The 16,943-nt window shown below is 59.0% G+C and carries 10 protein-coding genes and 2 tRNA genes; 9 read left to right on the forward strand and 3 right to left on the reverse strand.

Translation table 11 applies throughout. The features are described 5' to 3' along the window. Positions 1-335: 335 nt before the first annotated feature. From O3S81_RS22100 to O3S81_RS22110, 3 genes are all read left to right on the forward strand, one after another. Complete coding sequence (locus O3S81_RS22100; RefSeq protein ID WP_269346696.1) at positions 336-1,526, forward strand: OpgC family protein; 1,191 nt, start codon at positions 336-338, stop codon at positions 1,524-1,526. Positions 1,527-1,732: 206 nt separating this feature from the next. Continuing rightward, positions 1,733-2,929: a tRNA 2-thiouridine(34) synthase MnmA gene (mnmA, locus tag O3S81_RS22105; RefSeq protein ID WP_269346697.1), complete on the forward strand. Its 1,197-nt coding sequence runs from the start codon at positions 1,733-1,735 to the stop codon at positions 2,927-2,929. Between the two features lie 135 nt (positions 2,930-3,064). After that, a tRNA-Met gene (locus O3S81_RS22110) sits at positions 3,065-3,141 on the forward strand. Between the two features lie 1,261 nt (positions 3,142-4,402). On the opposite strand, the gene O3S81_RS22115 is transcribed toward O3S81_RS22110, so the two are convergent. Together O3S81_RS22115 and O3S81_RS22120 are read right to left on the reverse strand one after the other, a co-directional pair. After that, positions 4,403-5,095 (reverse strand): glutathione S-transferase family protein, encoded by a 693-nt coding sequence (locus tag O3S81_RS22115; RefSeq protein WP_269346699.1) that lies wholly within the window; start codon positions 5,093-5,095, stop codon positions 4,403-4,405. Between the two features lie 223 nt (positions 5,096-5,318). After that, positions 5,319-5,393: transfer RNA gene (locus O3S81_RS22120), tRNA-Gly, on the reverse strand. 254 nt (positions 5,394-5,647) lie between these two features. On the opposite strand from O3S81_RS22120, the gene O3S81_RS22125 reads away from it, so the two are divergent. The 6 genes from O3S81_RS22125 (at position 5,648) to pbpC (ending at position 15,766) form a co-directional block, all read left to right on the forward strand. Further along, positions 5,648-6,157, forward strand: a complete 510-nt coding sequence (locus tag O3S81_RS22125) for a prolyl-tRNA synthetase associated domain-containing protein (RefSeq protein WP_269346700.1) — start codon at positions 5,648-5,650, stop codon at positions 6,155-6,157. Between the two features lie 50 nt (positions 6,158-6,207). Beyond that, on the forward strand, positions 6,208-7,176 hold the full coding sequence (gene trxA / locus O3S81_RS22130) for a thioredoxin (protein ID WP_269346702.1): 969 nt from the start codon (positions 6,208-6,210) through the stop codon (positions 7,174-7,176). Between the two features lie 68 nt (positions 7,177-7,244). Then, on the forward strand, positions 7,245-7,916 hold the full coding sequence (locus tag O3S81_RS22135; RefSeq protein ID WP_269346705.1) for an LON peptidase substrate-binding domain-containing protein: 672 nt from the start codon (positions 7,245-7,247) through the stop codon (positions 7,914-7,916). A 10-nt stretch (positions 7,917-7,926) separates the two neighbouring features. Further along, positions 7,927-8,115 carry a Trm112 family protein gene (locus O3S81_RS22140; protein ID WP_035222506.1) on the forward strand — a complete coding sequence of 63 codons (189 nt, stop codon included), beginning with the start codon at positions 7,927-7,929 and terminating at the stop codon, positions 8,113-8,115. A 119-nt stretch (positions 8,116-8,234) separates the two neighbouring features. Further along, complete coding sequence (locus O3S81_RS22145) at positions 8,235-13,691, forward strand: alpha-2-macroglobulin family protein (RefSeq protein ID WP_269346706.1); 5,457 nt, start codon at positions 8,235-8,237, stop codon at positions 13,689-13,691. Further along, the gene (gene pbpC / locus O3S81_RS22150) at positions 13,688-15,766 is read left to right on the forward strand and encodes a penicillin-binding protein 1C (protein ID WP_269346708.1); all 2,079 of its coding nucleotides are present in this window, start codon (positions 13,688-13,690) and stop codon (positions 15,764-15,766) included. The genes O3S81_RS22145 and pbpC overlap by 4 nt, the downstream gene beginning before the upstream one ends. Before the next feature lie 47 nt (positions 15,767-15,813). Here the strand turns inward: pbpC and O3S81_RS22155 are convergent, their stop codons facing one another. Next, positions 15,814-16,470, reverse strand: a complete 657-nt coding sequence (locus tag O3S81_RS22155; RefSeq protein ID WP_269346710.1) for a hypothetical protein — start codon at positions 16,468-16,470, stop codon at positions 15,814-15,816. Between the last annotated feature and the right edge of the window lie 473 nt (positions 16,471-16,943).

The following is a 16,943-nucleotide window of genomic DNA, read 5'->3' on the forward strand; positions in this document are numbered from 1 at the left end:
TGATAAATCTAACGGGTGATATCTCCGCCAATGACGGGTCGCGATTTTGACTTCGCCCTGCTATGCAAGGCTTTAAGTCCTGTTTGTCGAGGCATATCGCTAACGCATGGCTTGGTCACTCCACGGAATTGCCTTTTTTCATTCATCCGGCATTCAGTCCCTGCATCCTAACCAGAACGCCTACACGTCAATGTGACTTTTCGCGCCGGTTCTAAACCGCTTTGGAAAGGGAACCTCAGCCGCAAAACAGCGTTGACAATCCAATCCCCGGCGCCTCCCAAGCCGGGCTGGGTGGCCCGGCAATGTGCGGTCCGCGAGAACGGAGAGCTATCGAGATGAAACGCTTTGACCTGATCGACGGGATGCGTGGTTACTTCCTCGTCTTCATGCTGATCAATCATCTGGTGTTTGCCGGCGGTTTCTGGCTGGTGGAAATCAATCACCGGCAGTTTGCCTTTGTTGAGGATGCGCAGGGCTTCGTGTTCCTGTCTGGCCTCCTGATCGGCATGGTTTATGCGCGGAAAATGATGAAATACGGCTATGATGCCGGTAAGCAGATGATCTGGAACCGGGCGATGGAGCTTTATCGTTATGCGATGGGCCTCGTCATTGCCGTGCTGTTCTTCCGTATGGTCATCCCGCATGCGCCCTATATCTGGTACAACTGGCTCGGCATGACGACGTTTGACGACCCGCTGCGTCTGGCGGCGATTGCGACATTCCTTTTCCAGCCGACCTTCATGGATATCCTACCGCAATATATCGTCTACATGATTTTTGCTCCGCTGCTGGTGAAGCTTTGCCTCGACGGCAAGTGGGCCTATGTGATGGCCGGTTCTTTGCTGGTCTGGATGGCCGGCCAGCTCGGCCTGCAGCAGATCGTGACGACGCCGCTCAATGAACTCGTCAAGGGTGCTGACGAGCAGGGCATTCGCGTCAGCTTCAACCTGCTCGGCTGGCAGCTTGTCTTCTATTCGGCGCTGGTCATGGGCGCGATGACGGCGCAGAACCGCATTCCGTGGAAGGCGATCTTCTCGCCTGAGCATACATGGCTGCCGAAGGCCGCCCTTGTCATCTGCCTGTTCTTCATGCCGCTGCGCATCGCCACCGCCTGGGGCCTGATGCCGGAATTCATGATGGGCAAATTCTCCACCATGGAAATCCGCGCCGATTTCGGCCCGGTCTATCTCATCAACTTCCTCGCCGTCGGTGTCGGCCTGACCTGGCTGGTGATTGCCGGTCCGAAGCACCACCGCCCGCTCGTGCGTTCCATTGCCGAAGGGGTTATCTGGGTGCTTTCGCTGAAGTTCCTGCAATTGCTCGGCCGTCATTCGCTGCAGGTCTACGTCTGGCACGTGGCGATCGTTTATGGCGTCTATTATCTGGATGGCCGTACGGCGGAACTGTCGCAGCTCAACAAGACGCTGATCGCCTTCACGGCCATCGGATTGCTGGCTTTGCCCGCTCTGTGGCGGGAACGCGACAGGTGGTTCGGCAGCAGCGACCAGAAGACGGCCGGCGCTTAACGGCCCGTCACGACCCGAATCTGATGGCTTTACGGGGCGGTTTTCCGCCCCGTACTTGCGTGCGCGGCCATTCCTTTCTATATGCAGCCCTTAAATCCGCAGGATGGCGAGACAGGACGGCCCGATTGATGGCCAGTTTTCTCGCGGCGGATGACCGACAGGCGGCGGGGCCTTTACCCCCGTTATGACTGACGATGGGAAAAAACGTGAATACGCTCGATTTTGACAAGAGGCCGGAAGATACCCGGATCGTTGTCGCCATGTCCGGTGGCGTCGATTCTTCCGTGGTGGCCGGTATCCTCAAGCGCGAGGGCTATGATGTCCTCGGCATTACGCTTCAGCTTTACGACCATGGTGCTGCCGTGCATCGCGCCGGTTCCTGTTGCGCGGGGCAGGATATCGATGATGCGCGCAGAGTCTGCGAAACGCTCGGCATTCCACACTATGTGCTGGATTACGAAGCGCGGTTCCGTGAAACCGTCATCAATCCCTTTGCCGAAGCCTATGCGATGGGCGAAACGCCGATCCCCTGTGTTGCCTGCAACCAGACTGTAAAATTTGCCGATCTGCTGGCCACGGCGCAGGAACTGGGCGCCGATGCGCTGGCGACCGGTCATTACATCCGCTCGCGCCCCAATCCCGTTCCCGGCCAACCGGGGCGGCGCGCGCTCTATCGCCCGATCGACAGCGACCGTGACCAGAGCTGGTTCCTGTTTGCGACCACGCAGGAACAGATCGATTATCTGCGCTTCCCGCTCGGCGGCCTCTCCAAGGCCGAAACGCGGGCGCTGGCGGAAGAAATGGGGCTTGTCGTGGCCAAGAAGGCCGACAGCCAGGACATCTGTTTCGTGCCGCAGGGCAAATATACCGACATCATCAACAAGCTGAAGCCGAATGCGGCTCTGGCGGGTGATATCGTGCATCTCGACGGCCGCGTGCTCGGCCGCCATGATGGCATCGTGCACTATACGATCGGCCAGCGCCGCGGCATCGGCGTTGCGACGGGCGAGCCGCTTTACGTCGTACATCTCGATGCACGGGGCCGCCGGGTCATCGTTGGCCCGCGTGAGGCGCTGGAAACCCGTCGCGTCTATCTGCGTGACATGAACTGGCTTGGCGATGGTGAACTGGCGAATGATGCCGGGCAGGGCTTTGCCTGTTTTGCCAAGGTGCGCTCCACCCGCCCGCCGACGGAAGCGGTGCTGCATGCGGACGAAAACGGTATCTATGTGGAGCTGATGACCGGCGAGGCCGGCGTTGCGCCAGGGCAGGCCTGCGTGCTCTATTCCGCGCCGGGCGCAGATGCCCGTGTTTACGGCGGCGGTTTCATCGAACGTTCGGAACGCTCGGCGGAAGCGGAAGCTTCGCTCAAGGCTCTTCTGGAAAAGCCGGTTGCCGCCTGAAACAGCGTACTTTTTGCAGCACTGCGGAAAGCGAATTTTTTGCGCATCTTGCGCTTGACACTTTGGGGAGCGGCACCTTATAAGCCGCTCATCCTGATGGAGCGGCCAGTCACATGACTGTCACGTTTCCCCTGTGGCGGGGTAGCTCAGGTGGTTAGAGCAGCGGAATCATAATCCGCGTGTCGGGGGTTCAAGTCCCTCTCCCGCTACCAAACAACAGCCGATATTCGGGCTGCATCAAACCGATAGATACCTTGATCTGCCATATAGTCTTCGCCTGTTTTTCTCAGGTGTGAGATGACGCTTGCGATCAATTCTCTGCACGCGAGCCACGCCGCCGCCATTCACACGGTGCATTTCGACACCGCAGAATTTGAGCGCCTTGTGGATATGCGCAAGGTCGGCCATGTCACGGGAAATGCGGTTGGGCGCTTCCAACCCCTCCAATTGAAACGTTCACCTGGCTGTTCAGGCCCGATTAACATCGCGTGCGTCAGTATTGGCCAATGGAACCGCTGCATTTGCAATGCGTTTGAGTCGGTCATTGGGAGCTAAAATCATGAAGCTATTGAGCGCAGCTATTTGTCTGGTGTCGCTGGGTGTCCTGACTGGATGCGTCGACGATAGCGGATACCGAGGTGGATATTATTCATCCGGCGTCTATTATCGGTCTTATGATCGTGATCGCTACTATCGCGATTACGATCGCCGGTACTGGGGCGAACGGAGAGAATGGCGCGATCATCGCGACCGCAGAGAGTGGCGAGACCGAGAACGGAACCAAACGGAGTGGCGCGATCGGGTGCAGCCCCGCGTAGAGCCTAGCGCCAGAAACGGCCGCGATTCAGGGAATGCGCCAGTTATCTTGCCAAATGGTCGGGCAATTTATCCAGACTAGACAAGAACTGACTATCGGCACCCGAACGCTTCTTGGTCTCTCGCTGTTCAACCGATATCGGCATCATCAGCAGGCTGATGGCGTGCGCTCGGGTTTCCCCTGTACAGACAATGCTCCCGGCAATGCCAAGATGGCTTCTGGAGCGGCTAGCAAGCTGCGGGCGGCTTGGTACAGACAATCAGGGTTATTCCGGCAAGCCGTGTCCGCCCAATCTGGCGGCCTTCGGGAAATCAAGGTCATTGTGCAGAGGATGGAGAAGAAGGGCGCAGGCCTTCAATAATGGAAAGTAAGCGATAACTTACACACATTGTAATTGAGAGGCTCCGAGGCGCTATCGTCCGTCAAAGGCAAATAAGTACTCATACGCGTAACATTAGCCGATAAGTCTTGCCCTAAAAAAGGGAAACCCGCTTGCTGTCAAATGCAGCTAGCGGGTCTCAACCTCTACCCCCTCCCACAAGGGCGGCTGCACAAAAGCACATGAAATGAAATATGGCAAGATCATGGCGAATATATTCTTGTGATGCGTCGCGGCCCTTGGCTGATTTTGGATCAGAAGCTGGGCAGCACAGGGGTCAGTTCTTTGAGGCCTCGGTGAAGACCGCCAGTTGGGCGTCATAGGCCCGCTTGAACGCCGGACGGGCCTTGCCTCGTTCAACATAGGCCGAAAGGTTTCCATAGCCTTTCAATATGCCCGATGATTCCAGCCGGCGTAATACGCAGATCATCAGAATATCTGCAGCGCTGAAAGAACCTTCGAGCCATTCGCGCTCGCCAAACCATGCGGACAATTCGTCAAGGCGCTTCAGGAGCTGCTCCTTGACCCGGGCAAGGCGGGCTTCGTGCCAGGGCTCGTCGCGCTCGAAAAGCCAGGTCGTACCAAAGTTGAGGACGGGCGGCTCGATCGTGTTCAATGCGGCGAACATCCAGGCAATGGTCCGGGCTCGTCGCAATTCGTCCTCCGGCAGCAGGCCCGCATGATTTTGCGCGATATGGAGCACGATCGCCCCCGACTCGAACAGAATGAGGTCGCCCTGCTCATAGGAGGGTATCTGGCCGAAAGGCTGGCAAGCGAGGTGCGAAGCTTCCTTCATCGCTTCGAACGACAGGCGCCGGACATGATAGGGCTGGCCTACTTCCTCGAGCGCCCACCGCACCGGCATATCACGCGCGAGACCGCGGCCACCATCGGGAGAGCGTTCAAAAACAGTGATCGTGGGGTTGGGCTTCATTTCGATAGAAGCGGGGAATGTTTCGATATTTGACATCCGGCATCTCCCATACGAAATCCGTATTTCGAGGAACAACCTCCGCCTCGCGGGGCGTTCAGTCAACGGTGCTGCGTGGTGCACAAGCGGTCAATGTAGATATCAAGATGGCGATGGGCGGGCGGGCGCTCTTCGGCAGCGTGGAATGGAAACGCCGATTGCAAGCCAAAACCGCGACATCTTAAGAGACGATCGCCCAAATATCGATTTTCCTAGGGAAATTTGGAGCGGGCGAAGGGATTTGAACCCTCGACCCCAACCTTGGCAAGGTTGTGCTCTACCCCTGAGCTACACCCGCTCAAATCCACCGGTCCGGGGTAGTTCGCTGAACCGTGGGCCGCCAAGTGGCGACGGGCGCTATATCGCTCAATCGATTTTGGAATGCAACAGGGAAATGACAAAAACGCGAAAATTTCTTTGAGAAATGCGACAAGCAGCGGAAATGATTGAGAATTTTTCATCTCGCCGTTTTTTCCAGCGTTGCCAAGTGCCGGTCACCCCCTTAATCAGGTAAGGAATGACAATGGAATCGACAGAGGCAGGCGGCAGGATATGGCAGAAAATTCTCCCAAGACGGCAACGGAACTCTTCGAGTTTCTCGACGGGCTCGGCATTTCTCATACCACGAAAGAGCACGAGCCGGTGTTTACCGTCGCGGAATCCCAGTCGCTGCGCGATCTCATTCCCGGCGGTCATACAAAGAACCTCTTCGTGAAGGACAAGAAGGATCAGTATTTCGTCCTGACTGTTGAGGAAAATGCCGTCGTGGATCTGAAAAGCGTCCACAAGACCATCGGCGCGGCAAGTCGCGTCTCCTTCGGCAGGCCGGAAAAGATGCTCGAATATCTGGGCGTCGTGCCGGGCTCGGTCACGGTCTTCGGGGCCATCAACGATACGGACAGGCAGGTCACCTTCGTGCTCGACAGCGATCTCCTGGAAAACGAGCTGGTCAACGGCCATCCGCTTTCCAACGATCAGACGACGACGATCGCGTCGAGCGATCTCATTCGCTTTCTGGAGGCGACCGGACATGCGCCGCTCGTCTTGAAAGTCAGCGAGTGAAATACGATCTTTGCTTCAATTAACACAGACAGAGAGTTCAGGAGACCGGCATGAGCGGCACGAATAATCCTTACGGCGGTTCCTATGGCGGGCAGATGACCGCAAGCGTTCATCACAATGGCGAGTTGAACGGCGCGGCCTCCGGCCACATCAAGGACACGACGACCGCGGGTTTTACCAGGGACGTTCTTGAAGAATCGCGTCGCCAGCCGGTTCTGGTGGATTTCTGGGCGCCCTGGTGCGGCCCCTGCAAGCAGCTGACGCCCGTGCTCGAAAAGGTCATCAACGAGGCGAATGGCCGCGTGAAGCTTGTGAAGCTGAATATCGACGATCATCCGTCCATTCCCGGCCAGCTCGGCATCCAGTCCATTCCCGCCATCGTTGCCTTTGCGGATGGTCGGCCGGTGGATGGCTTCATGGGCGCGGTTCCGGAAAGCCAGATCAAGCAGTTCATCGACAAGATTGCCGGGCCCGACGCAGGTGACCCCAAGGCCGAGATCGAAGCCGTTCTGGCCGAGGCGAAGCAGCTTTTGGCGGATGGCGATTTTAATGGTGCGGCACAGCTTTTCGGCGCCGTCATGCAGGCCGATCCGGAAAACCCCGCAGCGATTGCCGGTATCGCCGAATGCATGATCGCCGCCGGCCAATATGAGCGGGCGGGTGAATTGCTCTCCTCTCTTCCAGCGGAACTCAATGACGATGCGGGCATTCAGCTCGTTTCGAAAAAGATCGCGCAATATGAGGAAGCCCGCAAGATTGGTGATCCCGTGGCGCTTGAACGTGATCTGGCGCTTGATCCCGACCGCCACGAGGCGCGGGTGAAGCTTGCCAAGGTGCTGAATGCGCAGGGACGGCGTGACGAAGCGGCGGACCATCTGCTTTACGTCATGCGCAAGGACCGGACCTTTGACGATGACGGTGCGCGCCGCCAGCTTCTGGAATTTTTCGAGGCCTGGGGCTTCAAGGATCCGGCGACGGTTGCCGGCCGCAGGAAGCTTTCGGCGATACTGTTTTCGTAATGCGGGCATATCCCGGCCGTGGCGGCTGAGCCGCCGGCCGGGCAGCAGTGAACAGGGGGCTTGATCCCATGCATATCGGAAATGCAAGATATGTGAAGAATGACGACCTGCCGGAAACCGTGCCGGTCTTTCCGTTGCCGGGCGCGCTGCTTCTGCCGGAAGGCCATCTTCCGCTCAATGTTTTCGAACCGCGATATCTCGCCATGATCGACACGGCACTGGCGAGCCACCGGCTCATCGGCATGGTGCAGCCGGCGCTTCATGTCATCGAGGCGGGGCTGGAAGGCGGTCCGCTCAGCGCGGTCGGATGTCTTGGCCGCATCACCTCCTTTTCCGAAACGGGGGATGGCCGTTACATCATCTCACTCACCGGTGTCTGCCGCTTCCGCCTGCTGGAAGAGGTCGAGGCGGGCGAGCCCTATCGCAGCTTCCGGCATGCGCCCTTCATCGCCGATCTTTCCGGTGAATATGACGAGGAGGCGGTGGACCGTGAAAACCTGCTGCGCGTATTCCGCTCGTTCCTGGATGCTAATCAGCTGGAAGCGGATTGGGAAAGCGTGGAGAGGGCCGGCAATCGCGTTCTCGTCAATTCACTTTCCATGATGTCTCCTTTCGGGCCGGCCGAAAAACAGGCGCTGCTGGAAGCGCCTGATCTGAAGACGCGGGCTGAAACATTGATCGCCATCACCGAGATCGTTCTTGCCCAGGGTTCGGGCGAGGGCGGCACCGTGCTGCAATAGGATCGACGCCATGGACGACAGGATGAGCAATGTCGATCCGAAGCTGCTGGAGCTTTTGGTCTGCCCTTTGACGAAGGGTCGCCTTTCCTATGACCGCGCCCACAACGAGCTCATCTCCGAAAGCGCGAGGCTCGCCTATCCGATCCGTGACGGCGTGCCGATCATGCTGATTTCCGAAGCGCGCAAAATAGAAGACTAGTCTCCCCGTCTTCAGGTCTCCACCGATTGTCACGTCGCAAATTGACGAAGATGCGTTGACAACCATGCGTGGATTTGACCAGAGTCCCGCCCGACATGTCTGTTGCGGGGAGAATACCGATGTCGTTGCGCGCTCTTGTCCGGATCTCGTTGGTTGCGGTCTCTACCGCCCTCTTTTTTCTTCCAGTCACGGCAGCAGAACCGTCTCGAAAGGTGGTAACCACCCAGAACGGCGATTATTTCGGCTTCGATCTTAGAACGGAGCAGAATGTCTCGCTGGAGCAATGCGGCGAGATTTGTGTGGGCGACGCTGCCTGCAAGGCCTTCACCTACAATCCCAAGGTGAAATGGTGCTTCCTCAAATCCGATTTCAATCAGCTGAACGCCTTCCCCGGCGCTGTTGCCGGCAAGATCGTGGAAGTGGCGACGGAAGCCGATATCGGCGCGCCTCAGCGCCTGTCTTTCGTCACTGACAGCCTGCAGCAGGAAGCGCGCCGGCTGAAATCCGGCCTTGCGGCAAATGATGGCGAGACAGGACAGGGTGTGGAAGCGCTGGTGGAGACGGCGCGGCAGCAGGCGGCATCTGGCAATATTCCCGATGCGGTGGCGACCTACAAGGCGGCCCTTGCAATCACGCCGGATGATGGCGCGCTCTGGGCGGAGTTCGCGGAAAAGGCGGCGCAGGTCACCGATAATTACTCCATCGCCGGTCAGGCCGCTTCCGCCGCCATCAATGCTTATCAGCTGAGCCGTACGGTCAGCGCCCGCACCGAAGCCCTGAACCGGCTGGCGCAGGCCTTCGAGAAAACCCAGAATTATCGCGCGGCACTGAACGCCTATAAGGAGAGCCTCGCGCTTTCCAACAATGCACGTATCAAGGCCGCCTATGCCGACCTGCGCACCCGCCAGGGTTTCCGCGTCATCAACAATACCGTGGATACGGACAGCGTCAGCCCACGCGCCTGCGTGCAGTTTTCCGAACCGCTGGTGAAGAATGGCGTCGATTATTCCTCCTTCATCACGCTGGATGGGGCAGCCCCCAAAGCCATTGAGGCGAAGGGCAGCGAGATTTGCGTCGAAGGCCTGACCCATGGCCAGCGTTACAAGATTGCGCTGCGCGCCGGCCTGCCGTCTTCGGTGGAAGAGCCGCTGGAAAAGCAGGTCGATCTCGATATTTACGTGCGTGACCGCGCCGCGACCGTACGCTTCACGGGTGAGAATTTCGTGCTGCCGGGCACCGCGCGCCGCGGCATCCCGATCGTCTCGGTCAATGCCGACAAGGCCGACCTGAAGCTCTATCGCGTCGGCGACCGCAACATTACCTCGCTGCTCACAAATTCGCAGTTCCTGACGCAGATGGACGGTTACAATGCCGACCGTATCGAAAACGAGATCGGTGAACTCGTCTGGCAGGGCTCGATCGAGATCAAGCCTGATCTCAACAAGGATGTGGTGACGAGCTTCCCGGTGGATGAGGCCCTGCCGGAGCGCAAACCCGGCATCTATGTGCTGACCGCAGTGCCGCCGGGCGTAGCACCGGAAACATGGGATTCCCGCGCCACGCAATGGTTCCTGGTTTCTGACACCGGCATCACCACCTACGCCGGCACCGATGGGCTGAATGTCTTCGTCCGTGCGCTTGGCAGCGCCAAGCCGCTCGCGGATGTGGATCTGCAGCTGCTTGCCAAGAATAACGAGGTGCTGGGCACGGCAAAGACGGATGCCGATGGCCGCGCGGTATTCTCCGCAGGCCTGATGCGCGGCACGGCCGCACAGGCACCGGCAATCCTGACCGCGCGCAACGGCGACGAGGATTACGTCTTCCTCTACATGACCCGCGCCGGCTTCGACCTCTCAGACCGTGGCGTGACGGGACGGGCAGCCCCCGGTGCCATCGACGTGTTCAGCTGGACCGAGCGCGGCATCTACCGCGCCGGCGAGACCGTGCACGCGGCAGCGCTTGCCCGTGATGTCGATGGCAAGGCAATCGAGGATCTGCCGCTCACCTTCATCTTCTCGCGCCCGGATGGCGTCGAGGATCGGCGTTTCGTCAGCGATGGCAAGGCGCTGGGCGGCCATGCGGTCGATCTGCCGCTGCAGGCAAATGCCATGCGTGGCACCTGGACGCTGCGTATTCATACCGATCCAAAGACGGCTGCCATCAGCGAAAAGAGCTTCCTTGTCGACGATTTTGTGCCTGATCGCACCGAGTTCGACCTCTCGAGCAAGGCAAAACAGATCGACCCGGGCGCGGAAACGGCAATCGACGTCGATGGCCGTTATCTCTATGGCGCGCCCGCTGCCGGCCTGACGCTGGAAGGCGAGGTGGCGATCAAACCGACGCGCACGAGTGCCGATTTCGAAGGTTATTTCTTCGGTCTGGCGGATGAGGAAAGCGAAGAGGAAAACCGCAGCACGCTTGCCGAGCTGCCGGTTCTGGACGAAGAGGGCAAGGCGAGCTTTAACGTCGATCTCACCGATCTGCCTTCCACCACCCAGCTTCTTTCGGCCAACATTACCGTCCGCATGCAAGAGGCCGGCGGCCGCGCCGTGGAGCGCTCGCTGACGTTGCCTATCAAGGCGGATGCCCCGGTCATCGGCATCAAGCCGCAATTTTCCGGCGATCTTGCCCAGAATTCCGTTGGCCGTTTCCATATCATCGGCGTCAGCGCCGATGGGGCGAAGCAGGCGATGAGCGGCCTCAACTGGAAGCTCATCAAGGTCGAACGGAACTATCAGTGGTACCGTCAGGGCAATTCCTGGCGTTACGAGCCGGTGGAATATACCAAGCAGCAGGAAGCCGGCACCCTGTCCGTCGATGCCAATGGCGGCGAGATTTCCGTGCCCGTCACCTGGGGCCGTTACCGGCTGGAAGTGGAGGGCGCCGGCAATGGCGCGCCGGTTTCCAGCGTCGAATTTGATGCCGGTTTCTACGTCGAGGCAAGCTCGACGGAAACGCCCGATGCGTTGGAAATCGCGCTGGACAAACAGAGCTACAAGATTGGCGATACGGCGAAACTTAAGGTTTCCTCGCGTTTTGCCGGCGAGTTGATGATCACTTCCGGTTCCGAGAAGCTGATTTCCGTTCAGAATGCCGAGATCGGTGAGGATGGCGGCGAGATCGACATTCCGGTCACCGAGGAATGGGGAGCGGGTGCTTATGTGACGGCGACGCTGTTCCGGCCTGGCGATGCGCAGGAAAGCCGCATGCCGATGCGCGCCATCGGCATTAAGTGGCTTGCCGTCGATCCGGCCGAGCGCAAGCTCGCCGTCACCCTCGGTGCGCCGCAAAAGACGCTGCCGCGCCAGCCGCTTGAAATTCCGATCACCGTTGCGGGTGCCGGCGTCGGCGAAAAGGCCTATGCCATCGTTGCTGCGGTGGATGTCGGTATCTTGAACCTCACCAGCTATGAGCCGCCGAAGCCGGATGAATGGTATTTCGGCCAGCGCCGGCTGGGGCTTGAAATCCGCGACCTTTATGGTCGCCTGATCGATGGTTCGCTTGGTGCCACCGGCCGGTTGCGCACCGGCGGTGATGGCGCAGGGGCGGCCCTTCAGGGCAGCCCGCCCACCGAAAAGCTGGTGGCCTTCTTTGCCGGTCCGGTCGAACTCGACGGTGACGGCAAGGCGACAATCAGCTTCGATATTCCGCAGTTCAACGGCACGGCCCGTATCATGGCGGTGGCCTGGACGAAGACGGGTGTCGGTCATGCGGTCTCGGATGCCATCATCCGTGATCCCGTCGTGGTCATCGCCAGCGCGCCGAAATTCCTCGCCCCCGGTGATGTCTCGCAATTGCGGCTCGATATCGCCAATACGGATGGCGAGGCCGGCGATTACCGGCTGGATGTGACTAGCAACACGGCGCTAACGGTCGATCAGGGCGAGATGTCGCAGACATTGGCGCTTCAAAAAGGCGGCAAGTCGTCACTGACCGTGCCCCTGACGGGTGAACAACCCGGCAATGGCGCGATCACCATCAAGGTCTCCAACGCATCAGGTGTCTCGCTGGAGCAGGTGCTGAATGTTCCAGTCCGCCCGGCCGTTCTGCCGGTCACGACGCGGCGCGAAATCAAGATTGCGCCCAATAGCAGCCTGACGATCAATGGCGATCTTCTGGCCGACAGCATGCTGCTTGGCTCCTCCGTCGCGGTCAACGTCACGCGTTCGCCGGCCTTCGATATTCCGGCGCTGGTGATGATGCTGGATAAATATCCTTACGGCTGCGCCGAGCAGACGACGAGCCGCGCTTTGCCGCTGCTTTACGTATCGGAACTGACGAAAGACAGTGGCATGGCTGAGGACCCTGATACCCGCAAGCGGGTGCAGGAAGCGATCTACCGCGTGCTGTCCTTCCAGTCGAGTTCGGGCAGCTTCGGCCTCTGGTCGCCCGGTTATGGCGATCTGTGGCTCGATGCCTATATCACCGACTTCCTGACCCGCGCCCGCGAGCAGAGTTACGACGTGCCCGAAGCGGCCATGGTGCAGGCGCTGAACAACCTGCAGAACGGCCTTTCCTATGACAGCAACGTCAAGGACCGCGGCAACGAGATCGCCTATTCGCTCTATGTGCTGGCGCGCAACCGCAAGGCTGCAATCAACGATCTGCGTTATTATGCGGATACGGCGCTGGCCGATTTTCCGACGCCGCTGGCCAAGGCGCATGTTGCCGCCGCCCTTTCGCTTTATGGCGATCAGGTCCGGTCCAAGAGCGTTTTCGGCGCTTCGCTTGATATGGCAAGCCGTGCCACCAATGTGAGCTTCGCGCGTTCGGATTATGGCTCTGCCCTGCGCGATGGCGCAGCGACGCTGGCGCTTGCGGCGGAAAGCCGGCCGGTGCCGGCCGTCGTGCCGCAGCTTGCCGGTGCCGTGGCGAAGGAATGGGAAAAGAAGCCCTATACCAGCACGCAGGAACAGGCCTGGATGCTGCTCGCCGCCCGCGCCGTCAAAGGCGAGGACAAGGACATCCGCCTCGATGTGAACGGCGATTTGCAGACGGGAGGCTTCGGCAAGCGGATGAGCGGCGATGAATTGCTGGCAGCTCCCTTGAAGATCGCCAATGCCTCTGCCGATCCGGTCACGGCGGTCGTCACCACGGTGGCACCGCCGGCACAGCCGCTCGCCGCCGGTGGCGAGGGCTTCACCATCACCCGCACCTATTATTCCATGGATGGCGAGGAGGTGAACCCGAGCGAGGTCACGCAGAACGAGCGTTATGTAGTGGTGCTGAATGTGGTGCCGCAGAATAACTGGCAGTCGCGCATTCTGGTGACCGATCTCTTGCCCTCCGGTTTCGAAATCGACAATCCGAGCCTCGTTAATTCGGCCGAACTGTCGAATTTCGACTGGTTGCCGGAAACGGAAGCCGCACATACCGAATTCCGCTACGACCGTTTCGTCGCGGCCTTCGATCGCTCGGCCGGTGACAGTTCGGAGATTGCGCTCGCTTATGTGGTCCGCGCCGTCACCCCGGGCACCTATGATCACCCGGCAGCCTCGGTTGAAGATATGTACCGGCCGCAATTTGCCGCCCGCACGGCAACCGGCCGCATGGAGGTGCGCTCGGCAACCCCATGAGGCGGAAAAAGGCTGTCATCATCGGCTTCGTAACGGCCGCGTTGCTTTTGGGCGGCGCGGCCTTCGGTCTTGATGCGCTCGACAAGGCCTATCCGCCGCCGCTGGAGGCTGCGCGACAGCGCTCCTTCGAGGTGCTGGACCGTGATGGAAAACTGTTGCGCGCCTTCGCGACGCCGGATGGCCGCTGGCGGCTGAAGACCACGGCTTCCGAGGTCGATCCGCAGTTCCTGCGCATGCTGATCGCTTATGAGGACCAGCGCTTTTACGATCACCACGGCGTCGATCCCTGGGCGCTTTTGCGCTCCGCCTGGCAATTGGCCAGTAACGGCCGGATCGTCTCCGGCGCCTCGACGCTGTCGATGCAGGTGGCGCGGTTGATCGAGCCGCGCGCTGATCGCTCCTTTTCGGCCAAGCTTCTTCAGGCCGTTCGGGCCATTCAAATTGAAAGACGGCTCGGTAAAGCGGAGATTCTCGATCTTTATCTGAATATCGCGCCCTATGGCGGCAATCTGGAAGGCATTCGCGCCGCAAGCCTTGCCTGGTTCGGCAAGGAGCCGGGCCGGCTCGACACCGCGGAGGCGGCCTTGCTGGTGGCGCTGCCGCAATTGCCGGAAAAACGCCGCCCGGATCGTTTCCCGGAGGCGGCAAGGCAGGCGCGCGAGCGGGTGTTACAACGGCTTGCCGTCGAACGTGTGGTCGGCGAGGGAGAGGCGGAGCGGGCCGCATCGGCGGCCGTGCCGGTCAACCGGCGGGACCTGCCATCCTATGCGCCGCACATGGCCGTCGCCGCCCGTGCCAAATTTCAAAATGCCGCAGAGGCGCATTCGACGCTGAGATTGCCGATCCAGCGGGAACTGGAAGCTGTTGCCCGCCACGCGGCGGAAAAACTGGGCGACAAGGTCTCCGTCGCCATCCTCATGGCTGATGCGCAGACCGGTGATATTCTGGCGGAAGTAGGTTCGGCGGATTATCTCGATACGGCGAGGCGCGGTTTCGTGGAGATGAGCCGGGCCGTTCGTTCGCCGGGCTCCACCCTCAAACCGTTCATTTACGGCCTTGCCTTTGAAGACGGTCTTGTCGGACAGGAGACCATCATCGAGGATCGGCCGGCCGATTTTTCCGGTTACCGGCCGCGCAATTTCGATATGCATTATCAGGGTGATGTCAGCATCCGGCAGGCGCTGCAACTGTCGCTCAACGTGCCGGCGGTCAAGCTGCTTGATGCCGTCAGCCCCTCGGCGCTGATGGTGCGTTTCCGGCGGGCGGGCGTCAAGCTCGTGCTTCCGGCCAACGAAGCGCCCGGCCTTGCCATTGCGCTTGGCGGTGCCGGTATCTCTCTCGTGGATCTGGTGCAGCTTTACGCCGGGCTTGCTGGCAACGGCGACCCCGTGCGGCTCGGCGATGGTGTCCGCGCCATCCCCGAACGGCTGGAGGGCGACCGGCTGTTTTCCGATGCCGCGATCTGGAACGTCACCGACATACTCTCCGGCGTGCTGCCGCCGCTTGGCGTGAAACAGCGTGGCATCGCCTACAAGACCGGCACCAGCTATGGGTATCGCGACGCATGGTCGGTAGGTTATGACGGGCGGCACATCATCGGCGTCTGGGTCGGCCGTGCCGATAATGGCGCGGTGCCGGGCATTGCCGGTTATGCGACGGCGGCCCCGATCCTTTTCGAGGCTTTTGCGAAATCCGGTGTGGCGGTGACGCCGATGCCCGCCGCACCCTCCGGCATTGCGCGCGTAGCCGTAAGCGATCTTCCCGCCAACCAGCGACGTTTCACGACAACCGCAAGCGGTCTGCTTTCTGCTTCAAGACGCGAAAGCGCCCCCCGCATCGTGTATCCGCCGGAAGGCGCGCGGGTGGAACTCTCCAGCCAGTCCGGCATTTCACCGCTGGTGCTGAAACTGCAGGGCGGCCGCGCGCCCTTCCGCTGGCTTGCCAATGGCAGGCCCCTGCCGGACCCTTCCCACCGCCGCAACAGCGAATGGCGGCCGGAAGGGCAGGGGTTTTCAACGCTCACGGTAATCGACGCCGACGGCCGCGCCTCGAGTGTGCGGGTTTTCGTCGAGTGAATTCTACGACGCACAAAAGATGGCGCGTGCCGTCGGCCTGATTCTGTTCAGCGCACCAGAGTGCCAGTGGCTCCGAATACTCGGTCACTGCGGGTGCCAGTTTTTTCTTCCTTCGGCTTGAAACCAGCCCTAAAAGGACCGAAACCGACACTCGCGCCGAAGCCGCGTTTATACCAGGTTTCGATCTCACTGCCGACGGCAACCTGATCAACAACCAGATATGGTTTGTTGCGAGGCAACACGGCGTCGAAACAACTATCTTTCCCTCGTTTTACATTGGACAAGATATAGGACGCATCGACAGGCGTATTTCCGTCGCGGACATCATAGGTTTGATATCCTTTTACTTTGATACTATTGTAAGTCGCGAGGGATTGCCCCAATACCTCGATTTCCAAATCTCTTGGACGATCAGCAATAGTCTCGGTTTTCTCGTCGACCTTAACTGGGGCGAGTGTTTTCAACCTGTTCTGTTGCTCGATATCTTTTCCGCAAATTTCTTTGAAATCGTTGTCAGCTACTTTGTAAATATGGCCTGGAAGAAGTTTTTTGGGGCTGACGAGCGCAATATTGTGTGCGGAACCGTCCAACGCCTGCTGCGCTGCTGTCTGACCAATAAAAGGATTAGGACGAACTAAAATGCTACTACTTTCGCAAGAGGTAAGCATGCCGGTGACGATGAATGCTAAAAACAATCTTTGCATTTATTCCCCCCAAAAAATAAATCCTCAGTAGTAAGGATGATTCTGTATCCTTAGTCAACTTTGGCGTGTTTTATTGGGTTTGCACCTGAGGGCGCGCGTCTCAGTCGGCGGTAAAATCAATTTACAAATTGAAATACAATCGTAAATTATTATATTTATTCGATTTTTTATGCTAAAACTGTAAAATATTATTAATTAAATCAAGAAAATAACAGAATTGTACTGTGTTATCTCGGTGTTTTCTGGGGGTAGTATTTTTCTTGTATGGATTAATTCTAAATAAAAGCCGGAAATATTATTATTTTACTTCTGTTTTCCGAGATTTTTCAGAAGTGAGGTGAATTTCACCTTGTGCCTAAGCTCTACTATGAGGAGAATTCAGGAGAAATGGCGTCCACGAGAGGATTCGAACCTCCGACCCCAGGATTCATACCACTTCGGCTTTAGCCGCCGTCCTGCCGCTAACGACAGAA

Source organism: Agrobacterium sp. SOY23 (genome assembly GCF_027212525.1).
Taxonomy (GTDB): domain Bacteria; phylum Pseudomonadota; class Alphaproteobacteria; order Rhizobiales; family Rhizobiaceae; genus Agrobacterium; species Agrobacterium tumefaciens_I.

Coding starts and splice junctions, on each gene's coding strand:
- O3S81_RS22140 (WP_035222506.1), top strand. CDS start 7,927: ATGGACGACAGGATGAGCAATGTCGATCCGAAGCTGCTGGAGCTTTTG.
- O3S81_RS22135 (WP_269346705.1), top strand. CDS start 7,245: ATGCATATCGGAAATGCAAGATATGTGAAGAATGACGACCTGCCGGAA.
- O3S81_RS22155 (WP_269346710.1), bottom strand. CDS start 16,470: ATGCAAAGATTGTTTTTAGCATTCATCGTCACCGGCATGCTTACCTCT.
- trxA (WP_269346702.1), top strand. CDS start 6,208: ATGAGCGGCACGAATAATCCTTACGGCGGTTCCTATGGCGGGCAGATG.
- O3S81_RS22115 (WP_269346699.1), bottom strand. CDS start 5,095: ATGTCAAATATCGAAACATTCCCCGCTTCTATCGAAATGAAGCCCAAC.
- O3S81_RS22145 (WP_269346706.1), top strand. CDS start 8,235: ATGTCGTTGCGCGCTCTTGTCCGGATCTCGTTGGTTGCGGTCTCTACC.
- pbpC (WP_269346708.1), top strand. CDS start 13,688: ATGAGGCGGAAAAAGGCTGTCATCATCGGCTTCGTAACGGCCGCGTTG.
- O3S81_RS22125 (WP_269346700.1), top strand. CDS start 5,648: ATGGCAGAAAATTCTCCCAAGACGGCAACGGAACTCTTCGAGTTTCTC.
- O3S81_RS22100 (WP_269346696.1), top strand. CDS start 336: ATGAAACGCTTTGACCTGATCGACGGGATGCGTGGTTACTTCCTCGTC.